Annotated in this window: 16 protein-coding genes and 1 pseudogene; 8 read left to right on the forward strand and 9 right to left on the reverse strand. The window is 70.8% G+C overall.

The genetic code is table 11. The annotated features are described in order from the left end of the window. Positions 1-53: 53 nt before the first annotated feature. The 4 genes from ACWCXB_RS33765 to ACWCXB_RS33780 all read right to left on the reverse strand — a co-directional run bounded on the left by ACWCXB_RS33765 (position 54) and on the right by ACWCXB_RS33780 (position 5,227). Complete coding sequence (locus ACWCXB_RS33765; protein ID WP_450727847.1) at positions 54-1,223, reverse strand: nitric oxide synthase oxygenase; 1,170 nt, start codon at positions 1,221-1,223, stop codon at positions 54-56. A 178-nt stretch (positions 1,224-1,401) separates the two neighbouring features. Then, complete coding sequence (locus ACWCXB_RS33770; RefSeq protein ID WP_450727879.1) at positions 1,402-2,946, reverse strand: FUSC family protein; 1,545 nt, start codon at positions 2,944-2,946, stop codon at positions 1,402-1,404. A gap of 295 nt (positions 2,947-3,241) precedes the next feature. Beyond that, on the reverse strand, positions 3,242-4,000 hold the full coding sequence (locus ACWCXB_RS33775) for a GNAT family N-acetyltransferase (RefSeq protein ID WP_450727849.1): 759 nt from the start codon (positions 3,998-4,000) through the stop codon (positions 3,242-3,244). A 294-nt stretch (positions 4,001-4,294) separates the two neighbouring features. Beyond that, entirely contained in the window at positions 4,295-5,227 is a 933-nt protein-coding gene (locus ACWCXB_RS33780) for an NAD(P)-dependent oxidoreductase (protein WP_450727851.1), read from the reverse strand. A gap of 13 nt (positions 5,228-5,240) precedes the next feature. Here ACWCXB_RS33780 and ACWCXB_RS33785 point away from each other — a divergent pair, with 13 nt between their 5' ends. The 7 genes from ACWCXB_RS33785 to ACWCXB_RS33815 all read left to right on the forward strand — a co-directional run bounded on the left by ACWCXB_RS33785 (position 5,241) and on the right by ACWCXB_RS33815 (position 10,135). Beyond that, positions 5,241-5,813, forward strand: coding sequence for an N-acetyltransferase family protein (locus ACWCXB_RS33785; RefSeq protein WP_450727853.1), 573 nt, complete (start codon positions 5,241-5,243; stop codon positions 5,811-5,813). A gap of 47 nt (positions 5,814-5,860) precedes the next feature. Continuing rightward, positions 5,861-6,466 (forward strand): TetR/AcrR family transcriptional regulator, encoded by a 606-nt coding sequence (locus ACWCXB_RS33790; RefSeq protein ID WP_450727855.1) that lies wholly within the window; start codon positions 5,861-5,863, stop codon positions 6,464-6,466. 313 nt (positions 6,467-6,779) lie between these two features. Beyond that, the gene (locus ACWCXB_RS33795; protein WP_450727857.1) at positions 6,780-7,226 is read left to right on the forward strand and encodes an SRPBCC domain-containing protein; all 447 of its coding nucleotides are present in this window, start codon (positions 6,780-6,782) and stop codon (positions 7,224-7,226) included. Further along, positions 7,223-7,576: an ArsR/SmtB family transcription factor gene (locus tag ACWCXB_RS33800; protein WP_450727859.1), complete on the forward strand. Its 354-nt coding sequence runs from the start codon at positions 7,223-7,225 to the stop codon at positions 7,574-7,576. Before ACWCXB_RS33795 ends, ACWCXB_RS33800 begins: the two co-directional genes overlap by 4 nt. Before the next feature lie 136 nt (positions 7,577-7,712). Next, positions 7,713-8,498, forward strand: coding sequence for a DUF2182 domain-containing protein (locus ACWCXB_RS33805; protein ID WP_450727861.1), 786 nt, complete (start codon positions 7,713-7,715; stop codon positions 8,496-8,498). Positions 8,499-8,557: 59 nt separating this feature from the next. Then, complete coding sequence (locus tag ACWCXB_RS33810; RefSeq protein ID WP_450727863.1) at positions 8,558-9,325, forward strand: DUF899 domain-containing protein; 768 nt, start codon at positions 8,558-8,560, stop codon at positions 9,323-9,325. 309 nt (positions 9,326-9,634) lie between these two features. Next, a complete protein-coding gene (locus ACWCXB_RS33815; protein ID WP_450727865.1) occupies positions 9,635-10,135 on the forward strand; it encodes an Lrp/AsnC family transcriptional regulator in 501 nt (166 codons plus the stop codon). A gap of 27 nt (positions 10,136-10,162) precedes the next feature. On the opposite strand, the pseudogene ACWCXB_RS33820 reads toward ACWCXB_RS33815, so the two are convergent. The 3 genes and pseudogenes from ACWCXB_RS33820 to ACWCXB_RS33830 form a co-directional block, all read right to left on the reverse strand. Beyond that, positions 10,163-10,353 (reverse strand): annotated as a pseudogene (locus tag ACWCXB_RS33820) (alpha/beta fold hydrolase); the annotation flags it as partial. A 76-nt stretch (positions 10,354-10,429) separates the two neighbouring features. Further along, entirely contained in the window at positions 10,430-10,771 is a 342-nt protein-coding gene (locus tag ACWCXB_RS33825; RefSeq protein WP_450727867.1) for a GNAT family N-acetyltransferase, read from the reverse strand. A gap of 23 nt (positions 10,772-10,794) precedes the next feature. Then, complete coding sequence (locus ACWCXB_RS33830; protein ID WP_450727869.1) at positions 10,795-11,775, reverse strand: pirin family protein; 981 nt, start codon at positions 11,773-11,775, stop codon at positions 10,795-10,797. Between the two features lie 121 nt (positions 11,776-11,896). Between ACWCXB_RS33830 and ACWCXB_RS33835 the strand changes: the two genes are divergently transcribed. Then, positions 11,897-12,385: a carboxymuconolactone decarboxylase family protein gene (locus ACWCXB_RS33835; RefSeq protein ID WP_450727871.1), complete on the forward strand. Its 489-nt coding sequence runs from the start codon at positions 11,897-11,899 to the stop codon at positions 12,383-12,385. Between the two features lie 123 nt (positions 12,386-12,508). Here the strand turns inward: ACWCXB_RS33835 and ACWCXB_RS33840 are convergent, their stop codons facing one another. Together ACWCXB_RS33840 and ACWCXB_RS33845 are read right to left on the reverse strand one after the other, a co-directional pair. Beyond that, positions 12,509-13,255, reverse strand: a complete 747-nt coding sequence (locus tag ACWCXB_RS33840) for a hypothetical protein (RefSeq protein WP_450727873.1) — start codon at positions 13,253-13,255, stop codon at positions 12,509-12,511. After that, positions 13,248-13,832 carry an RNA polymerase sigma factor gene (locus ACWCXB_RS33845; RefSeq protein ID WP_450727875.1) on the reverse strand — a complete coding sequence of 195 codons (585 nt, stop codon included), beginning with the start codon at positions 13,830-13,832 and terminating at the stop codon, positions 13,248-13,250. The genes ACWCXB_RS33840 and ACWCXB_RS33845 overlap by 8 nt, the downstream gene beginning before the upstream one ends. Positions 13,833-14,127 lie beyond the last annotated feature (295 nt).

Here is a 14,127-nt window from a genome sequence, read left to right on the forward strand (position 1 = left end):
TTCCCCTTCACCGCCGGCATGTCCCTTGCCGGGCCGACGGTAGCAGGCGCGGTCTAGACCAACCCTGCCTCCTCGCCGCGGGCCCGTGCCAGCGCCTCCGGGTGGTGCACGAAGGCGGGCTTCGACTGTGCCGGGTCGTACGTACGGTGAAAGACGGGCGTGGCGGAGCCGGAGATGGGCGGCACGATCCAGGACCAGTCGGCGCCCACCGTGCGTCCCTTGTCGTGCTCGCGGTCGATGTGGGCGAGGAAGCGGCGGGCCTCGGTGTGGTGGTCGGCGAGGGTCACCCCGGCGCGGTCGAAGGAGTGCAGGACGGCCCGGTTGAGTTCGACGAGCGCGCGGTCCTTCCAGAGGGTGCGATCGGTGGAGGTGTCCAGGCCGAGCCGTTCGGCGACGACGGGCAGCAGGTCGTAGCGGTCGGTGTCGGCGAGGTCACGTGCGCCGATCTCGGTGCCCATGTACCAGCCGTTGAAGGGCGCCGCCGGGTAGCAGACACCACCGATCTCCAGGCACATGTTGGCGATGGCGGGGACGGCGTGCCAGCGCAGCCCGAGGGCCGCGGGCCAGTCGTCCTCGGGGTGGTGCAGCGGGACCTCGAGCACCGCGTCGTCGGGCAGTGCGAACCACCGGGGTTTGTCGTCGCTGCCCTGGATGACCAGGGGCAGCACGTCGAACGGGGTGCCCGGGCCGCCGGGCCAGCCGAGCCGCTGGGCGTAGGCGGTGATGCCCACGTTGCGCGGGTCACCGATGACGCCGCCGCCGTACCGGTCGGCGTAACCCGCGTAACGCACCAGCTGCTCGCTCCAGATGCGGGGGCCGGGGCGGCCCGGGGAATCGGGCGCGAAGATCGTGATCACGGGTCGTATCCGGCCGCCGTTGGTCGCCTCCCGCAGATGGGCGGCCGCCTCGACGGCCATCGTGTCGGCGTCGCGGACGTCCCGGCGGTCCCTGACGCGTAACGAGCGCCAGTAGAGCCGGCCTATGCAGCGGTTGCTGTTGCGCCAGGCGACGCGTGCACCGTGGGCGAGTTCGGATGTGGTGTGCCGGTAGGTTCCGGTGGCTTCGATCTCGGCGTTGACTGCGGCAATTCGGGCGGCCAGGGCGGCAGGACCGCCCGACGCCGGCTCCTCACAGTGGTGGAGACGCAGGAACTCCTCGGCTTCGTGCCGCAGTTGCGCATACTGGCTCCTGCGGGCGGCGGCTCTTCGTCGGGTCTTCCGCATGTGCGCACCCCGGTGTGAAGCGGACGGGACGGTGATTGCCCACCACTACCCCAGATGCGGCCTGATCCACCCTGTACGTGCCACACGCACATGCCTGCCCGCAGGAGCCCATTGCCCGGGCGCAGACCGGCCGTTGCCCGGGCGCGGACGGGTCAGGTGGAGACGGTCGCGGCGCGCGTCAGGCCGAGACGAGCGGGGCGCGCGGAGGGGTACCGAGGGGCGCGGCGAGCTCCGCGAGCGCCCGCTCCAGCCCGTGCAGATGCGTGAGGGCGGCGTCCGCTCCGGGGTGCTGCCGCTGCGCGGGTACGGCGGCCCGGACGGCGGCGCCGGCCCCCGGGACGGCCGCGTCGTCGGCCTCGCTCCCCGGTGCGGTCGCACCGGTCGGCAGCTCCAGAGCGTGCACGGCCGCCTCGACCCGCCAGCAGGCGGCGGCCAGCCGGGCGTCGTGCGAGGCGTCGGGGTCGGCCGCGACGGCGGCCAGGCCGCGCACCTCGCCGGCGCACTCGTCCAGCAGGGCGATGACCTGGCGGGCGCGGGCCTTGCGCGCGCGGAGCGGGCTGAGCGGGTGGACGAGCGGTGCCAGCGACATCCGTACGCGCCCGAGGAGCAGCTCGAGCTCGGCGGCGAGCGGTGCCGGGTCGGCGTCCGTGTCCCCGGCCAGTCGGCGCGTCGCCGAGGTGGTGCACTCGTGCACGCAGCGCACGGCCCGCCGGATCCACGCATCGGTTGCCGCGTGCGTGGTGACGGGCAGCACGAGCGCGACGCCGATCACGGCCCCGAGCGCCCCGACCGCCGTCTCCTCGAAGCGGAGGAGCAGCAGCCCCGGGTGGAGGACGCCGAGCAGCCCGTACAGCAGTCCCGCCATCACCGTGACGAAGAACATCATCCAGCTGTAGGAGGGCGCGGCGGTGTAGAAGATCCCGAAGACGCAGACGGCGACCAGCGCGGCGGTGGGCCCGGGCGCGCCGCCCAGCGGTACGGCGATGAGCAGCCCGGCAGCGATGCCGGTGACCGTCCCGACGACGCGCCGGAAGCCGCGGACGAGGGTCTCGCCGCGGGACGCGGTGTTCACGAAGATCCACCATGCAGTGCCGACGGCCCAGTACCAGCGCTCCTGGGACAGCAGCTGGCCGACGGCGAGCGCGAATCCGCACGCCAGGGTGGCCTGGAAGGCCTGCCGGGTGCTCGGCCGGTCCAGTCCCCTGCCCGGCAGCGGCGGAGGCACCGCGGGCGGCGGCGTGCGCCGCTCGATGCACCACACGCCGAAGCGGACCGTGGAACAGGCGGCGAGGGCGAGCGCGACGGCGCCGTACAGCTCCGGCAGCTGCGTGGGGACCGCGTGGAGGAACTGGGTGGTGAAGAACATCATGAAGGCGAAGATCCCCAGCGCATGCGCCCGCGGGCCCCAGCGCCGCGCGTACACGCCGAGGAAGACCACCGCGAGCCAGGCCGTGTCGCGCAGCAGTGGCACCCCGTGCAGCGTGGTCGCGAGCGCGAGGGCGGGGAAGCCGACAGCCGGAAGCAGGGCGGTGGTGACGGTCTGCCGGCGGACGGTCGGATCACCGACGGTGAAGAGCGCGAGGAGCGCGGCGAGGCCTCCGGTGATGGAGGCGCTGAGGGAGAGCCCGGCCAGCTCGGCGGCGGCGACCGCGAGACCGACGCCGAGCACGGCGCGTGCGGACACCCTCAGACGCAGACGCCCCGGATCCGGAGCCACGAACATCCTCTTCACGGCGGTCGGCCGCCCCCTTGCAGTGGTACGCGCCGCACCCGCGGCCGTCCGGGGTGGTGGACGGCGGGCAGGCACAACGAAGGCACCGCGGTCCGGATCCGGCCTCGTCGCCGTCCGGCGCTGCGCGGCGCCGTAAGTACATGGATGCGACAAGGATAACCACCCATGGGCCCACTGGCTCAACAGCCCTGATCTTGACTGTGCCATTGGCACAGTCATTCAGCCTCAGTGTCGACTGGCGACGGCCAACGGACCACACGCACCGCCGAGGCCCCCGCGGTGCCCGTCAGCAGTTCGCCGCCAGCACCGTTGCCGGCTGCGCCCCATCGCGCCGACCGCCGACGTCACCGTGCCAGGAGCAGGCAAGGTCCCCAGCCTGACCCGGAAGCATGGGCGACGCGGTGGCAGCGATGCGCAGCTCGATCATGTCGCGGACAGTGGGCCACTCGTCGTCCAGGATCGAATAGAACGCGGTGTTGCGGACGGCGCCGTCCAGCCCGCGTGAGTGGGCCCGGCGGACGCCCTCGCAGGTGGCGCCGAGCCGCTCGACGGCGGCGCGCGAGCGCAGATTGCGGGCGTCGACGCGGAAGGAGATACGGCGCACTCCCCAGGTCTCGAAAGCGTGGCGCAGCATCAGCAGTTTCGCCTCGGTGTTCACCCCGGTGCCCTGGGCGCTGCGGGCGAGCCAGGTATTGCCGATCTCGGCGGCGTCGGGCACGGCGGTCGCCGGATCGCCGTACGGGACCCCCGGGACGGCGGGCCACACCAGCGGGCCCTGCCAGTAGTCCAGCTCCAGGAAGCGGGTGGAGCCGACCACCCGGCCGTCCGCGGCGCTGACCACCACGAAGGGCAGTGCCCGACCGGCCGCCTGCTCGGCGAGGGCGGAGTCGACGTAGCTCAGGGCCGCTTGCAGGCCGTGGGGGACGAGGGTGAACGCGGCGGTCGTGAGGTCCTCGGCTCCGGCCTCGGCCAAAGCCTCGGCGTGGTGCACGGTGAGTGGCTCCAGCCGCGTCTTGCGGCCGGCGAGAACGACGGGTACGGGCACGGGGCCTTCGGTCCTTCTGTCCTTCGAGAATCGGGGGCTGCCCGCCACTGCGTCCTGGCCGCGTTGGCGGTGGTACAGCATGCGGCCGAGGCGCGGCTCGACAAGGAACGGAAAGGGAAACAAAAGGGGACCGTCAGGCGAAATGAGATGTCAGGGCGGCGCCAGGGTTGACCTGCCCCGGCAGCACCGGGCACCGACTCCCACGGCAGCGAACCGCGGGCCGCCCGGTCGGCGAGCACGGACTCGGCGACCTCACGTTGGCGTGGGCGTCGGGCGCGGCCGTCACGGGCCGGCTCAGCCATGAGCGTTGGCTTCGCCGGTGCGGGCCTCGATGGCGCGCAGGACCGCCACCATGTCGGATGCACCGTGCCCCCTCGTCACGGTCTCGTCGAACAGCGCATGGCAGACGTCCAGCAACGGCGACGCCACGCCGGACTTCCTCGCGGCCTCGGCGATGAGCCGGTTGTTCTTCAGCACGTCAAGGGCTGCCGCCTGGACGGTGAAGTCACAGGCGGCCAGCTTGGCGGCCTTCATACGGGAGACGGCACTGGCCATCGGGCCGGCGTCGAGCACGGCCAGGAACTGCTCCTTGTCCAGGCCGTGCCGGTCGGCGAAGTGGAACGCCTCGGTGAGCCCGGTGACCATGGTGATCAGGAACAGGTTCACCGAGAGCTTCATCAGCAGAGCGTTCGGGGCCGGCCCGCAGAGGAACGTCTCATGGCACATCGGCCGGAGCAACGGGCGGACAGCTTCGACCGTGGTCCGCTCACCGGCCAGCATCGCCACGAGCCGACCGGCCTCCGCGGGTACGCGCGAGCCGGAGACGGGCGCCTCGACGTAACTGCCGCCCGCCGCGCGGATGTCCGCTTCGAGCCGCTGCGAGTAGTGGGGCGACGTCGTCCCCATGTGCACGATCGTGCGCCGCGCGACGTTCACGGCGAAGCCCCGCTCCCCGCGGCCCAGGGCGGAGTCGACCGCCGCTTCGTCGGCCAGCATGAGGATCACCACGCGGGCCCGGTCGAAAACCTCGGCGGGGCATGCCGCGACCTGGGCACCTGCCGCACGCAGCGGCTCGCTCCTGGCAGCGGTCCGGTTCCAGACGACGAGATCCTGACCGGATCGGGCCAGATTGAGCGCCATGGGCTGCCCCATGACCCCGAGGCCCAGAAAGCCTATGTCCACCGCGCACCGCCGCTGCCGACCCTTGCCATCTATGACAGTCGTCATGATACTGAGTTCTATGACCGCTGTCATAGTGAATGTATCCGCCTCGGAAACGCCCGGCGGCGGTAAGAGCGGCGGGCCGGATCCCTGGCGCCGGCCCGAGGGGGCGGGCTTCTGGCGTCTCGACGGCGTCCGGCCGACCGACGGACCGGCCCTGAAGGCTCTCTTCGACAGCTGCTCGCCCGAGAGCGTCCGGCTGCGGTTCTTCGGACTCCTCCACGAGCTGCCCCACGAGTACGCGGCCGACGTACTGGCCTGCCGCCCGGAGGTGCACGACGCGGTCGTCGCCCACCGGGGCGACCGGGGACGCCTCGCCGGGCTTGCCAGCCTCGCCGCCGCACCGGAGGGCAGCCCCGGGGGAGCTGCTGTACTCGGCGTACTCGTCGCCGACGCCTGGCAGCGCCAAGGGCTGGGCAGAGCCATGGTCGACGCTCTCCTCACCCGCGCCAGGCAGCGTGGTGTCGAGCGTGTGTCCGCCTGCGTGCTGCCGGGCAGGTCCCGACTTCTGGCCATACTGGCCCGCCACATGGAGCCGGAGAGCACGTCCCGCGACCAGGACGGCCTGACCGGCGTCTATAAGCTGACGTAGGCCGAGGGAAGTTGCGTCGGCGTTCGCCGGTCGGTTGGAGGTCGATGATGGCGGGTTCCGAGCGGGGGCCGCGCGAGCGGATGGTCTTCAGCGCAGCCCAGCTCATTCGGCGCGACGGCGTCACCGCGACGGGCATGAGGGACGTCGTCGCCCACGCGGGTGCGCCACGAGGATCGATCCAGCACTACTTCCCCGGAGGCAAGGAGCAGCTCGTCAACGAGGCCGTCGGCTGGGCCGGAACCTACGCCGGCAAGCGCGTCGGCCGCCTCCTCGCCGAGATGTCGCTGCCGTCGCCCGGCGGACTGTTCGCCGCGATGGTCCAGCAGTGGATCGACGAGTACCGCGCGAACGGGTTCGACACGGGCTGTCCTGTGGCGGCGGCGACGGTGGACTGTACGGCCTCCACCGAGTCCACGCGGACCGCCGCCGCCGATGCGTTCGCCGCCTGGACCCGGCCGGCGGCCCAGGCGCTCGAGCAGATGGGCGTACCGAGCCGGCGTGCCGAGGCGCTCGCGACGGTCATGATCAGTGCGTTGGAGGGAGCGATCCTCATCGCCCGGACCGAGCGGGACGTACGCGCCCTGACCACGGTGGCGCAGGAACTCGGCCCGCTCCTGGACAGCGGTGTCACGGGTCGCGACGAACCCCGGTGACGCTCGGCCCGTGACCGCCCGTTCCCGGCACGCTCCGACGTGATGCCGCCGGCCAGGTGCCGCCTCTGACGCCGCCTCTGACGTCGAAGCAGACAAAGTGCTGGACAGCGCCATCGGCCGGGGGAGCCCGGCGCGGCCGCTGCTCACCACCTGCTGGGTCCGGGGTGGACAGCGGCGCGCCGGGCACCTCTCGTCACTTCGCCCTCCGGCCATGAACCCCGGAGCCCGCCCAGTGCAACCCTCGGGTTGCGCATGGGACAGTGACGTGCAACTCTGGAGTTGCACCCAATGGCGGCGGCGAAGGAGTCCCCTCATGAGCGAGGATCGGATCGAACGCGAAACCCTGATCGCGGCACCCCTGGAGCGGGTTTGGTCACTGGTGGCCCAACCCGGTTTCTGGGTGGCCGACAAGGCCAGCCTGCCCGGCACAGTGGCCCGGGAAGGCGAGTCGATGGTGGCGAGAAATGCCGAGCACGGCGACTTCCCGGTGCGCGTGGAGAAGGTCGACCCGCCGACGTACCTGGCGTACCGATGGACCAGCGCGTTCCCCGGAGAAGAGCTGCGCGAGGACAACAGCACCCTCGTGGAGTTCACTTTGACCCCGGAAGGCGACCAGACGCGGCTGCGCGTCGTCGAGAGCGGGTTCGCGGCGCTGGCCGGGTCCGAGGAGCTGCGCAGTCAGAACCTGAAGGACCACAGCGAAGGCTGGCCCCAGGAGCTCGACGCGCTCAAGAAGCGCGCCGAACAGTCATCCGTGTGACGGGCGACCGTATAGGCGCCGCCGAGGTGGTCGACAGCGTCCTCGTGGCGCTGGCCGACCCGACGCGACGTCAGCTGCTTGATCTGCTCGCCGCGCAGGGCGAGGCCACCGCGACGACGCTCGCCGGGAGACTTCCCGTCTCGCGGCAGGCGGTCGTCAAGCACCTCGCCGTCCTGGACGCCGCCGGGCTGGTTTCCGGCAGACGGGTCGGGCGCGAGGTGCGGTACGCCGTGCGGCCCGCGGCGCTGGACGCGACGGCGCGGTGGATGACCGCGCTCGCGGCCGACTGGGACCGGCGGTTGGCGATCATCAAACGCGCCGCTGAGGCAGCGGAGCGGGATTCGCGCTAGCGCTCGCCGGCGCTCCAGGCACTCAGGCGCTCCAGGCACACCTGGAGCTCTCGGGGCGGTGGAGGCCGGGACCAAAGGCGGCCGTCGCCGCGGTCGTGCGGGGTGTGTGGGAATCCGTCGATCGATGGAGGAGCCGATGGAGCTTCTGCAGGTTGTCGAGAGAGCAGGCCGCACTCTTCCCGCGTGGGGACATCGGCGCCGTCGTCCTGCCGGCTGTTCGATCGGGTACCGGACGGACGCGACACCGCCTTCCCGCTCCGCCGCCAGCACGAGCGCCGGGACAGCCGCGACGGCAGCCGGGCTGACGGCGACGCTGGGGCTCGCCGCCGCGTCCTGGGTCGTCGCGGTCCGGCAGATGGACGGGATGGACATGGGTGTTGCGACCCGACTCGGTCCGTTCGCGTCCTTCGTCGCTTTGTGGGTGCCGATGATGGCCGCGATGATGCTGCCGGGCGCGGCTCCGGCAGTCCTGGGACACGCTCGTGCCGGCGGTCGTGTGCGCGCCGTGCCGCTCTTCGTCGGGTCGTACTTGGCCGTCTGGACACTCGTGGGCATCGCCGTGTACGCGTCGTACCGGCCCCACGGGGCTTTCGCCGCCGGCGTGGTGACGATCGCGGCAGGTGTCTACGAATTCACGCCGCTCAAGCAGCACTTCCGCCGGCGCTGCCGCGAGAGCGTCCGCTCCGGATTCGAGTTCGGGCTCCTCTGCGTCGGCTCGAGCATCGGACTGCTGCTGATGCAGGTGGCGTTGGGCGTCATGAGCGTCACCTGGATGTCCGTGATCGCCGTCCTCGTCCTCGCCCAGAAACTCCTGCCCGCGAAAGCCGCCATCGATGTGCCACCGGCGCTGGCGATCATCGGACTCGGTGTCGTGATCGTCATCGCGCCCTCCTCCGTTCCCGGACTCACGCCACCGATGTGAACGTCATCGGTCGCGCGAACCACACCGAGCCGTTGCAACGACAAAGCAGGTGAGAAACCATGACCGATCACAAGACCGGAACACGCGAGGAGTGGCTTGCCGCCCGGCTGGAGCTGCTCGAGGCCGAGAAGGCGTTGACGCGGCGCAGCGACGAACTGGCGCGTCGGCGGCAGGAGCTGCCCTGGGTCCGGGTCGACAAGGACTACCGCTTCGAGACCGACGAGGGCACAGCGTCCCTCTCCGATCTCTTCGGAGGGCGCTCGCAGCTCCTCGTCTATCACTTCATGTTCGGGCCCGAGTACGAGGCAGGGTGTCCGAGCTGCTCGGCGATCGCGGACGGCTTCGACGGCTCCGTCGTCCACCTCGCGCACCACGACGTCACCCTCTGCGCGGTGTCGCGGGCTCCGCTGGCGAAACTGCAGGCGTACAAGCGGCGGATGGGCTGGAGCTTCCCCTGGGCGTCTTCGTCCGACAGCGATTTCAACTACGACTTCCAGGTGGCGCACACCAAGGAGGATTGGCAGTCGGGAGCCGTCGATTACAACTTCCGCACGGTGGACTTCCGGCCGCCGGCGGGCGGCGAGGTGAGTGCCTCGCTCGCCGAGATCGCGTCGAGCGTGGGAACGGACTGGGAGACGTACCGGCGGGAGGGGCCCGGCGTGAGTGCGTTCGCGCTCGAGGACGGCGTCGTGTACCACACCTACTCGGCCTACGAACGCGGGCTGGACGTCCTCTGGGGCATGTACCAGTGGCTCGACCGCGCGCCACTCGGTCGCAACGAGACCGGCATCTGGTGGCGCCGCCACGACGAGTACGACAGCCGGTGACGCGTGCGGAAGGCTGCGCCACCGACGTCACCGGAGCGTTCCGTCCGATGCTGTCCCGTTGGATCAGCTCCGGCAGGGGCAGCTGGACCGTGCGGGCCGCGAGCCGAGCTGATGACACTGAGGCTGAAGCGGGCCTGACCGGGGGCCGAGGAGGAGGAGGGGCCGCTGGAGTGCGGCCCCTCCTCCGCTTGCTTGCTCGCTCGCTCGCTCGCTCGCTACGGAACCACAATGGCTCACACCATCGGGACGAAGGTGAGCCATTGGTACAGTGTGGAGTGCCTGAGTGCGGCCGGAGGGAGCCAACGGACCATGGCGGTCGACGAACTCGACACCCGCATTCTGCGGCTGCTGATCGAGCAGCCGCGCACCAGCGTGCGTGAGTACGCCCGCATCCTCGGCGTCGCGCGCGGCACGCTCCAGGCCCGGATCGACCGGCTGGAGCGGGACGGGGTGATCACCGGCAGCGGGCCCTTCCTCTCCCCCGCCGCGCTCGGCCATCCGGTGCTGGCGTTCGTCCACATCGAGGTCACGCAGGGGCATCTGGACGAGGTGGGCGACGCGCTCGCCGACGTACCGGAGATCGTCGAGGCCTTCTCGATCACCGGCGGCGGGGATCTGCTGACGCGGGTGGTGGCCCGCGACAACGGTCATCTGGAGGATGTCATCCAGCGGCTGATCAATCTGCCGGGCGTGGTCCGTACGCGCACGGAAATGGCGCTACGGGAGCGGGTGCCGCACCGGCTGCTGCCGCTGGTCGAATCGGTGGGACGCGCCGCACGAGGGGCGCGCCCCGTGCTGCGGCAGCAGTAGCGGCGAGCGCCGTCATGGTCCCCTTCTCGGGGCTCCCTCGACCTCCACGTAGTCGGCGGACGGGAGCGCCTTGTGGAACGCCCGGGGGGTCCCTCGGCGGGGAGGATCCGGTCGGCCGTACCGTGCAGGATCAAGGCCGGCACGTCGATGGCCGGGGTGTCGGCACGGAAGTCGGTGTACCAGGTCGACGGCGCGGCGGCGGCGAAGAAGCTCGTTCCTTCGTTCGGAGTGACTCGCGCGTTCGCGGCATGCGCGGACCGCGGTTGGCGATCACCCGGGGCGAAGGCCAGGCGGTCACCGCGTCAGCGCGGTCTCCAGCCACTGAAGGACCTCCGGCGTCACCGGGTCGGTGATGTCTGCGAACTCGTCGTGCTTCTTGAGGAACTTCGCCACGTAGGGGCAGACCGGCACGATGCGCTTGCCGGCGGCACGTACGTCGGTCAGGGCCTGCTGGACGAGGACCGAGGCGAGGCCCTGACCGGCGAAGGCGTCGTCGATTTCGGTGTGGAAGAAGACGCGCTGCTCGTCGCGGTCGCGGTAGGCGGTGAGGCCCGCGCGCTTGCCGTCGACCAGGATCTCGTAACGGTGCCGGGCGTCCACTCGCTGAACGGTCGGAGCGGTTGCGTGCCGGGTCATGGTGAGCCTTTCGGTGTCGTGTCTCAGTGCTGTGCCGGATTCTTGCGCGGTGCGATGGTGGCGTTCGGAAGGGCCGGGGCGGGAAGACGGCCGCCGCCGTAACCGTCGACGCTTCCGAAGCGGTCGGAGGCGCTCTCCCACGCCTCCCGCGCTTCGACGATGTCCTCGTGGCTGCGACCGATGAAGTTCCACCACATGACGATCTGTTCCTGGAACGGCGTGCCGCCCAACAGCACCATGCGGGCGGGACTTTCCGTCTCGTTCGTCAGGGTCAGCGTGTCGCTTCCGGTGCCGATGTACCCCAACTCGGCCGGGCGCAGGAGTGTTCCGCCGACGCGGACGTCCCCTTCGTCGACGAGCAGGCCGTGCTCGAAGGCGGAATCCGTGCGGAGTGTGGTCGTCGAGCGCGGGTCGAGAACGAGTTCGGCGCCGAGCAAGGGCGTGAAGGTCCGTACCGGAGAGGTGTCACCTGCCAACGACCCCAGGAACACTCTGACGTCGGCTCCGCCCACCCGGACCCGTTGCGGGACGTAGTGCTGGAAGTCACGGCCGGTGTGCCGGTGTTCTTCGGGGAGGGCCACCCACAACTGGACGCCGTGCAGGGTAGTGGTGCGGGTCGTGGAGACTTCCGAGTGACTGATGCCGTACCCGCCCGTCATCAGGTTCAGCTCTCCGGGCCGTACGAGCGCGTGGCTGCCCAGGCTGTCGCGGTGCTCGATCTCTCCACCGAACAGCCAGCTCACGGTCTGCAGCCCGGTGTGCGGATGGGGAGCCACGTCCATGCCGCCCGTGTCGGCGACGTCGTCGGGGCCGTAGTGGTCGACGAAACACCAGGCCCCGATCAGCGTCCGAGCCCGCTGTGGCAGCGTGCGTCGTACCGTCATCGCTCGTGGCCCGCCCAACGGGACGTCCCGCGCGGACAGCACGTCGACCTGCAGGGCAGGCTCACCGTGGCCCCTGGCACCGCAGCGCCGTTCGGCGGCATGTACCTCGACGTCGCTCACCGCATGCCCCTCCCACCCATGATGGTTTCATATTCAACAATCATGCCTGATACTAAGCCCATGGCCCAGTAAATGCACGACCGAGGAGCATGGGCCGGGAGCGGCCCCGGAGGAGTCCACGTTGAGTCACACGACAGCAGACCCGGCGACCCGGCGGGTCTTCATCGACAAGCAGAGCCCCAAGGCCTACCACGCACTTGTCGGGGCGGCTGACGCGGTCCGCGGGGTCGCCGCCGAGGCGGGGCTGGACCGCGGCCTGGTCGAGCTGATCAACATCCGCGTGTCACAGATCAACGGCTGCGCCTACTGCCTCGACGTGCACACCAGGGCCGCGCTGCGCGTCGGCGAGACGACGCAGCGCCTGGGCGTACTGGCCGCCTGGCGCGACACCGAACTCTTCACGGCGCAGGAACGCGCGGCCCTCGCCCTGGCGGAGGCGACCACCGAACCCGCGAACGCCGTCGTGCAGGAGCGGGCCTACGAAGCAGCCCGCCAGGTCCTCACCGACGACGAGATCTCCGCGGTGGTCTGGGTGGCGATCGCCATCAACGCGTTCAACCGGGTATCCGTCATGAGCAAACATCCCGTGCGGGGCATCCCCCAGCAGTGATCCGGTTCCACGCCGTTCCGGGCACCGAGACTCCGGTCGTGCGCGTTCGTCCGCCCCGGCCGGCGCGGACGGCGGCGGCAAGATCGGCGAGGGGCCGTCATGCCGAGCGCGTGGCATCCGGCGTCACCGTGCTTCGAAGGGAGCGGTGGCGAGGACGGTGCCGTCGACAGCGGTCAGGCGAACGCCGGAAAGCGTGGACGGATCCACGGGGGCCGGGGCTCCCCAGTAGCCGTAGCCGTCGTGCAGCTCGAAGGTGCCGACTCGGACGGTTGTCCCGTCCTTGCGCTCCAGCAGGCAGGAGACCTTCCCGCTGTACGGGATTCCGGCGTCGTCGAGGTCGACGGACATGTACACCCAGCCAGGCGCCCCGGGATGGGCGTAGATTTCACCGCTCGGCTGCCGATCGGGGCCTGCGGTCAGTTCCGCGCGCAGCAGTCCCGCCCCGGCCTCGGCGGGCTGCGAAGGGGCGGCCGTCGTCGCATTCTCGATGGCCCTGCCGACGGCCCAGCCGCCGAACCCGAAGGCGAGTGCGAGGGCGGCCGCGGCTGACACGACCCGCATCCGTACACGTCCGCGGAACACCTTGTGCGGGAACCTGTGGCCGCGCGTGTGCACGCGTCCGTCGTGCGCCGCCAGGGCTTGGCTCAGCCGTCGTGACACCCGGGCTTCGAACCCGACCGGCGGCTCGCTGCCCGGCAGAAGCCCGAGCAGCCCGTCGCCGACGAGGATCAGCTGCTCGATGTACTCCCGGCAATCCGCGCAGCGGTCCAGATGTGCAACCGCCTCGGCCCGCTCCCTGCCCGGGAGAACGCCCAGAGCCAGCTCGGCACCGCTCTCCCGCAGCTGTTCGCAGGTCATTTCCTTACGCATGGTCGCCTCGCTTCGGAGACGTGAGCGTGGTCCGCAGCTTTCCCATCGCTGTCCTGATCCGCGTCTTGGCCGTGCCCAGCGGGATCTGCTCCAGGTCAGCGATCTGCTGAGCCGTCATTCCGTAGATGCCCGCCATCACCAGGGCACGGCCCTGTTCGCGGGGCAGCTGCGCCACTGCGGCCCGCAGGTTGGACGACGCCTCGTCGGCCAGGGCCTGCTGCTCGGGGGTGTCGGTCATGACGTCGAGGAGTGCGTCGAGGTCTTCGGGGGCCACCGGCTCCGGCCGACGCGAACGGACGGCGTCGATGGCAAGGTTGTGCGCGATGGTGGTCAGCCACGTCGTCACTGATCCGCGGCGGGAGTCGTAGATCTGCGCGTGCCGCCACGCACGCTCGAAAGTCTGCTGGGAGATGTCCTCGGCAAGCTGCGGATCGCCGAGGACGGCGATGGCGACGCCGAAGACCGTGTGCTGGAACCGCCGTACGAATGTGACAGCGAGCTCAGGGTCGCCCGTGGCCAGCCCGGACAGCAGTGCCTCGTCCGGGAGGCGGCCGACCGGGAACCGAAACCTCTGCATACCCGTATATACGGTCCGCCCCGACCAGGGGATTGCCCGGCGGCCACGGAAGATCACCCTCCCATTCTCCCCCGGCTCCCGTGCCCAATCCATTGGCCGCGGTGGTCCGTACCCCATGTGGGACAGAACTGTTGGAGGTCCGGGATGCCAAGGACATCTGCCCGGATCCGGACTCGCATGGTGCCGGAAGCGGTCCGCCGACGGTCGGACGGACGTTCCGCAGGCGCCCTGCTGCAGATGAGGAGGCCATCGTGCCCGTCATATCCGCTCCCTATGACTTCAACGAGGACGAGCT

Source organism: Streptomyces sp. NPDC001514, from assembly GCF_053597075.1.

What these genes read in the sequence shown, in the direction of transcription:
- ACWCXB_RS33790 (WP_450727855.1), top strand. Translation starts at nt 5,861, where the DNA reads ATGGCGGGTTCCGAGCGGGGGCCGCGCGAGCGGATGGTCTTCAGCGCA.
- ACWCXB_RS33780 (WP_450727851.1), bottom strand. Translation starts at nt 5,227, where the DNA reads ATGACGACTGTCATAGATGGCAAGGGTCGGCAGCGGCGGTGCGCGGTG.
- ACWCXB_RS33795 (WP_450727857.1), top strand. Translation starts at nt 6,780, where the DNA reads ATGAGCGAGGATCGGATCGAACGCGAAACCCTGATCGCGGCACCCCTG.
- ACWCXB_RS33805 (WP_450727861.1), top strand. Translation starts at nt 7,713, where the DNA reads ATGGAGCTTCTGCAGGTTGTCGAGAGAGCAGGCCGCACTCTTCCCGCG.
- ACWCXB_RS33785 (WP_450727853.1), top strand. Translation starts at nt 5,241, where the DNA reads ATGACCGCTGTCATAGTGAATGTATCCGCCTCGGAAACGCCCGGCGGC.
- ACWCXB_RS33765 (WP_450727847.1), bottom strand. Translation starts at nt 1,223, where the DNA reads ATGCGGAAGACCCGACGAAGAGCCGCCGCCCGCAGGAGCCAGTATGCG.
- ACWCXB_RS33770 (WP_450727879.1), bottom strand. Translation starts at nt 2,946, where the DNA reads ATGTTCGTGGCTCCGGATCCGGGGCGTCTGCGTCTGAGGGTGTCCGCA.
- ACWCXB_RS33815 (WP_450727865.1), top strand. Translation starts at nt 9,635, where the DNA reads ATGGCGGTCGACGAACTCGACACCCGCATTCTGCGGCTGCTGATCGAG.
- ACWCXB_RS33810 (WP_450727863.1), top strand. Translation starts at nt 8,558, where the DNA reads ATGACCGATCACAAGACCGGAACACGCGAGGAGTGGCTTGCCGCCCGG.
- ACWCXB_RS33845 (WP_450727875.1), bottom strand. Translation starts at nt 13,832, where the DNA reads ATGCAGAGGTTTCGGTTCCCGGTCGGCCGCCTCCCGGACGAGGCACTG.
- ACWCXB_RS33840 (WP_450727873.1), bottom strand. Translation starts at nt 13,255, where the DNA reads ATGCGTAAGGAAATGACCTGCGAACAGCTGCGGGAGAGCGGTGCCGAG.
- ACWCXB_RS33825 (WP_450727867.1), bottom strand. Translation starts at nt 10,771, where the DNA reads ATGACCCGGCACGCAACCGCTCCGACCGTTCAGCGAGTGGACGCCCGG.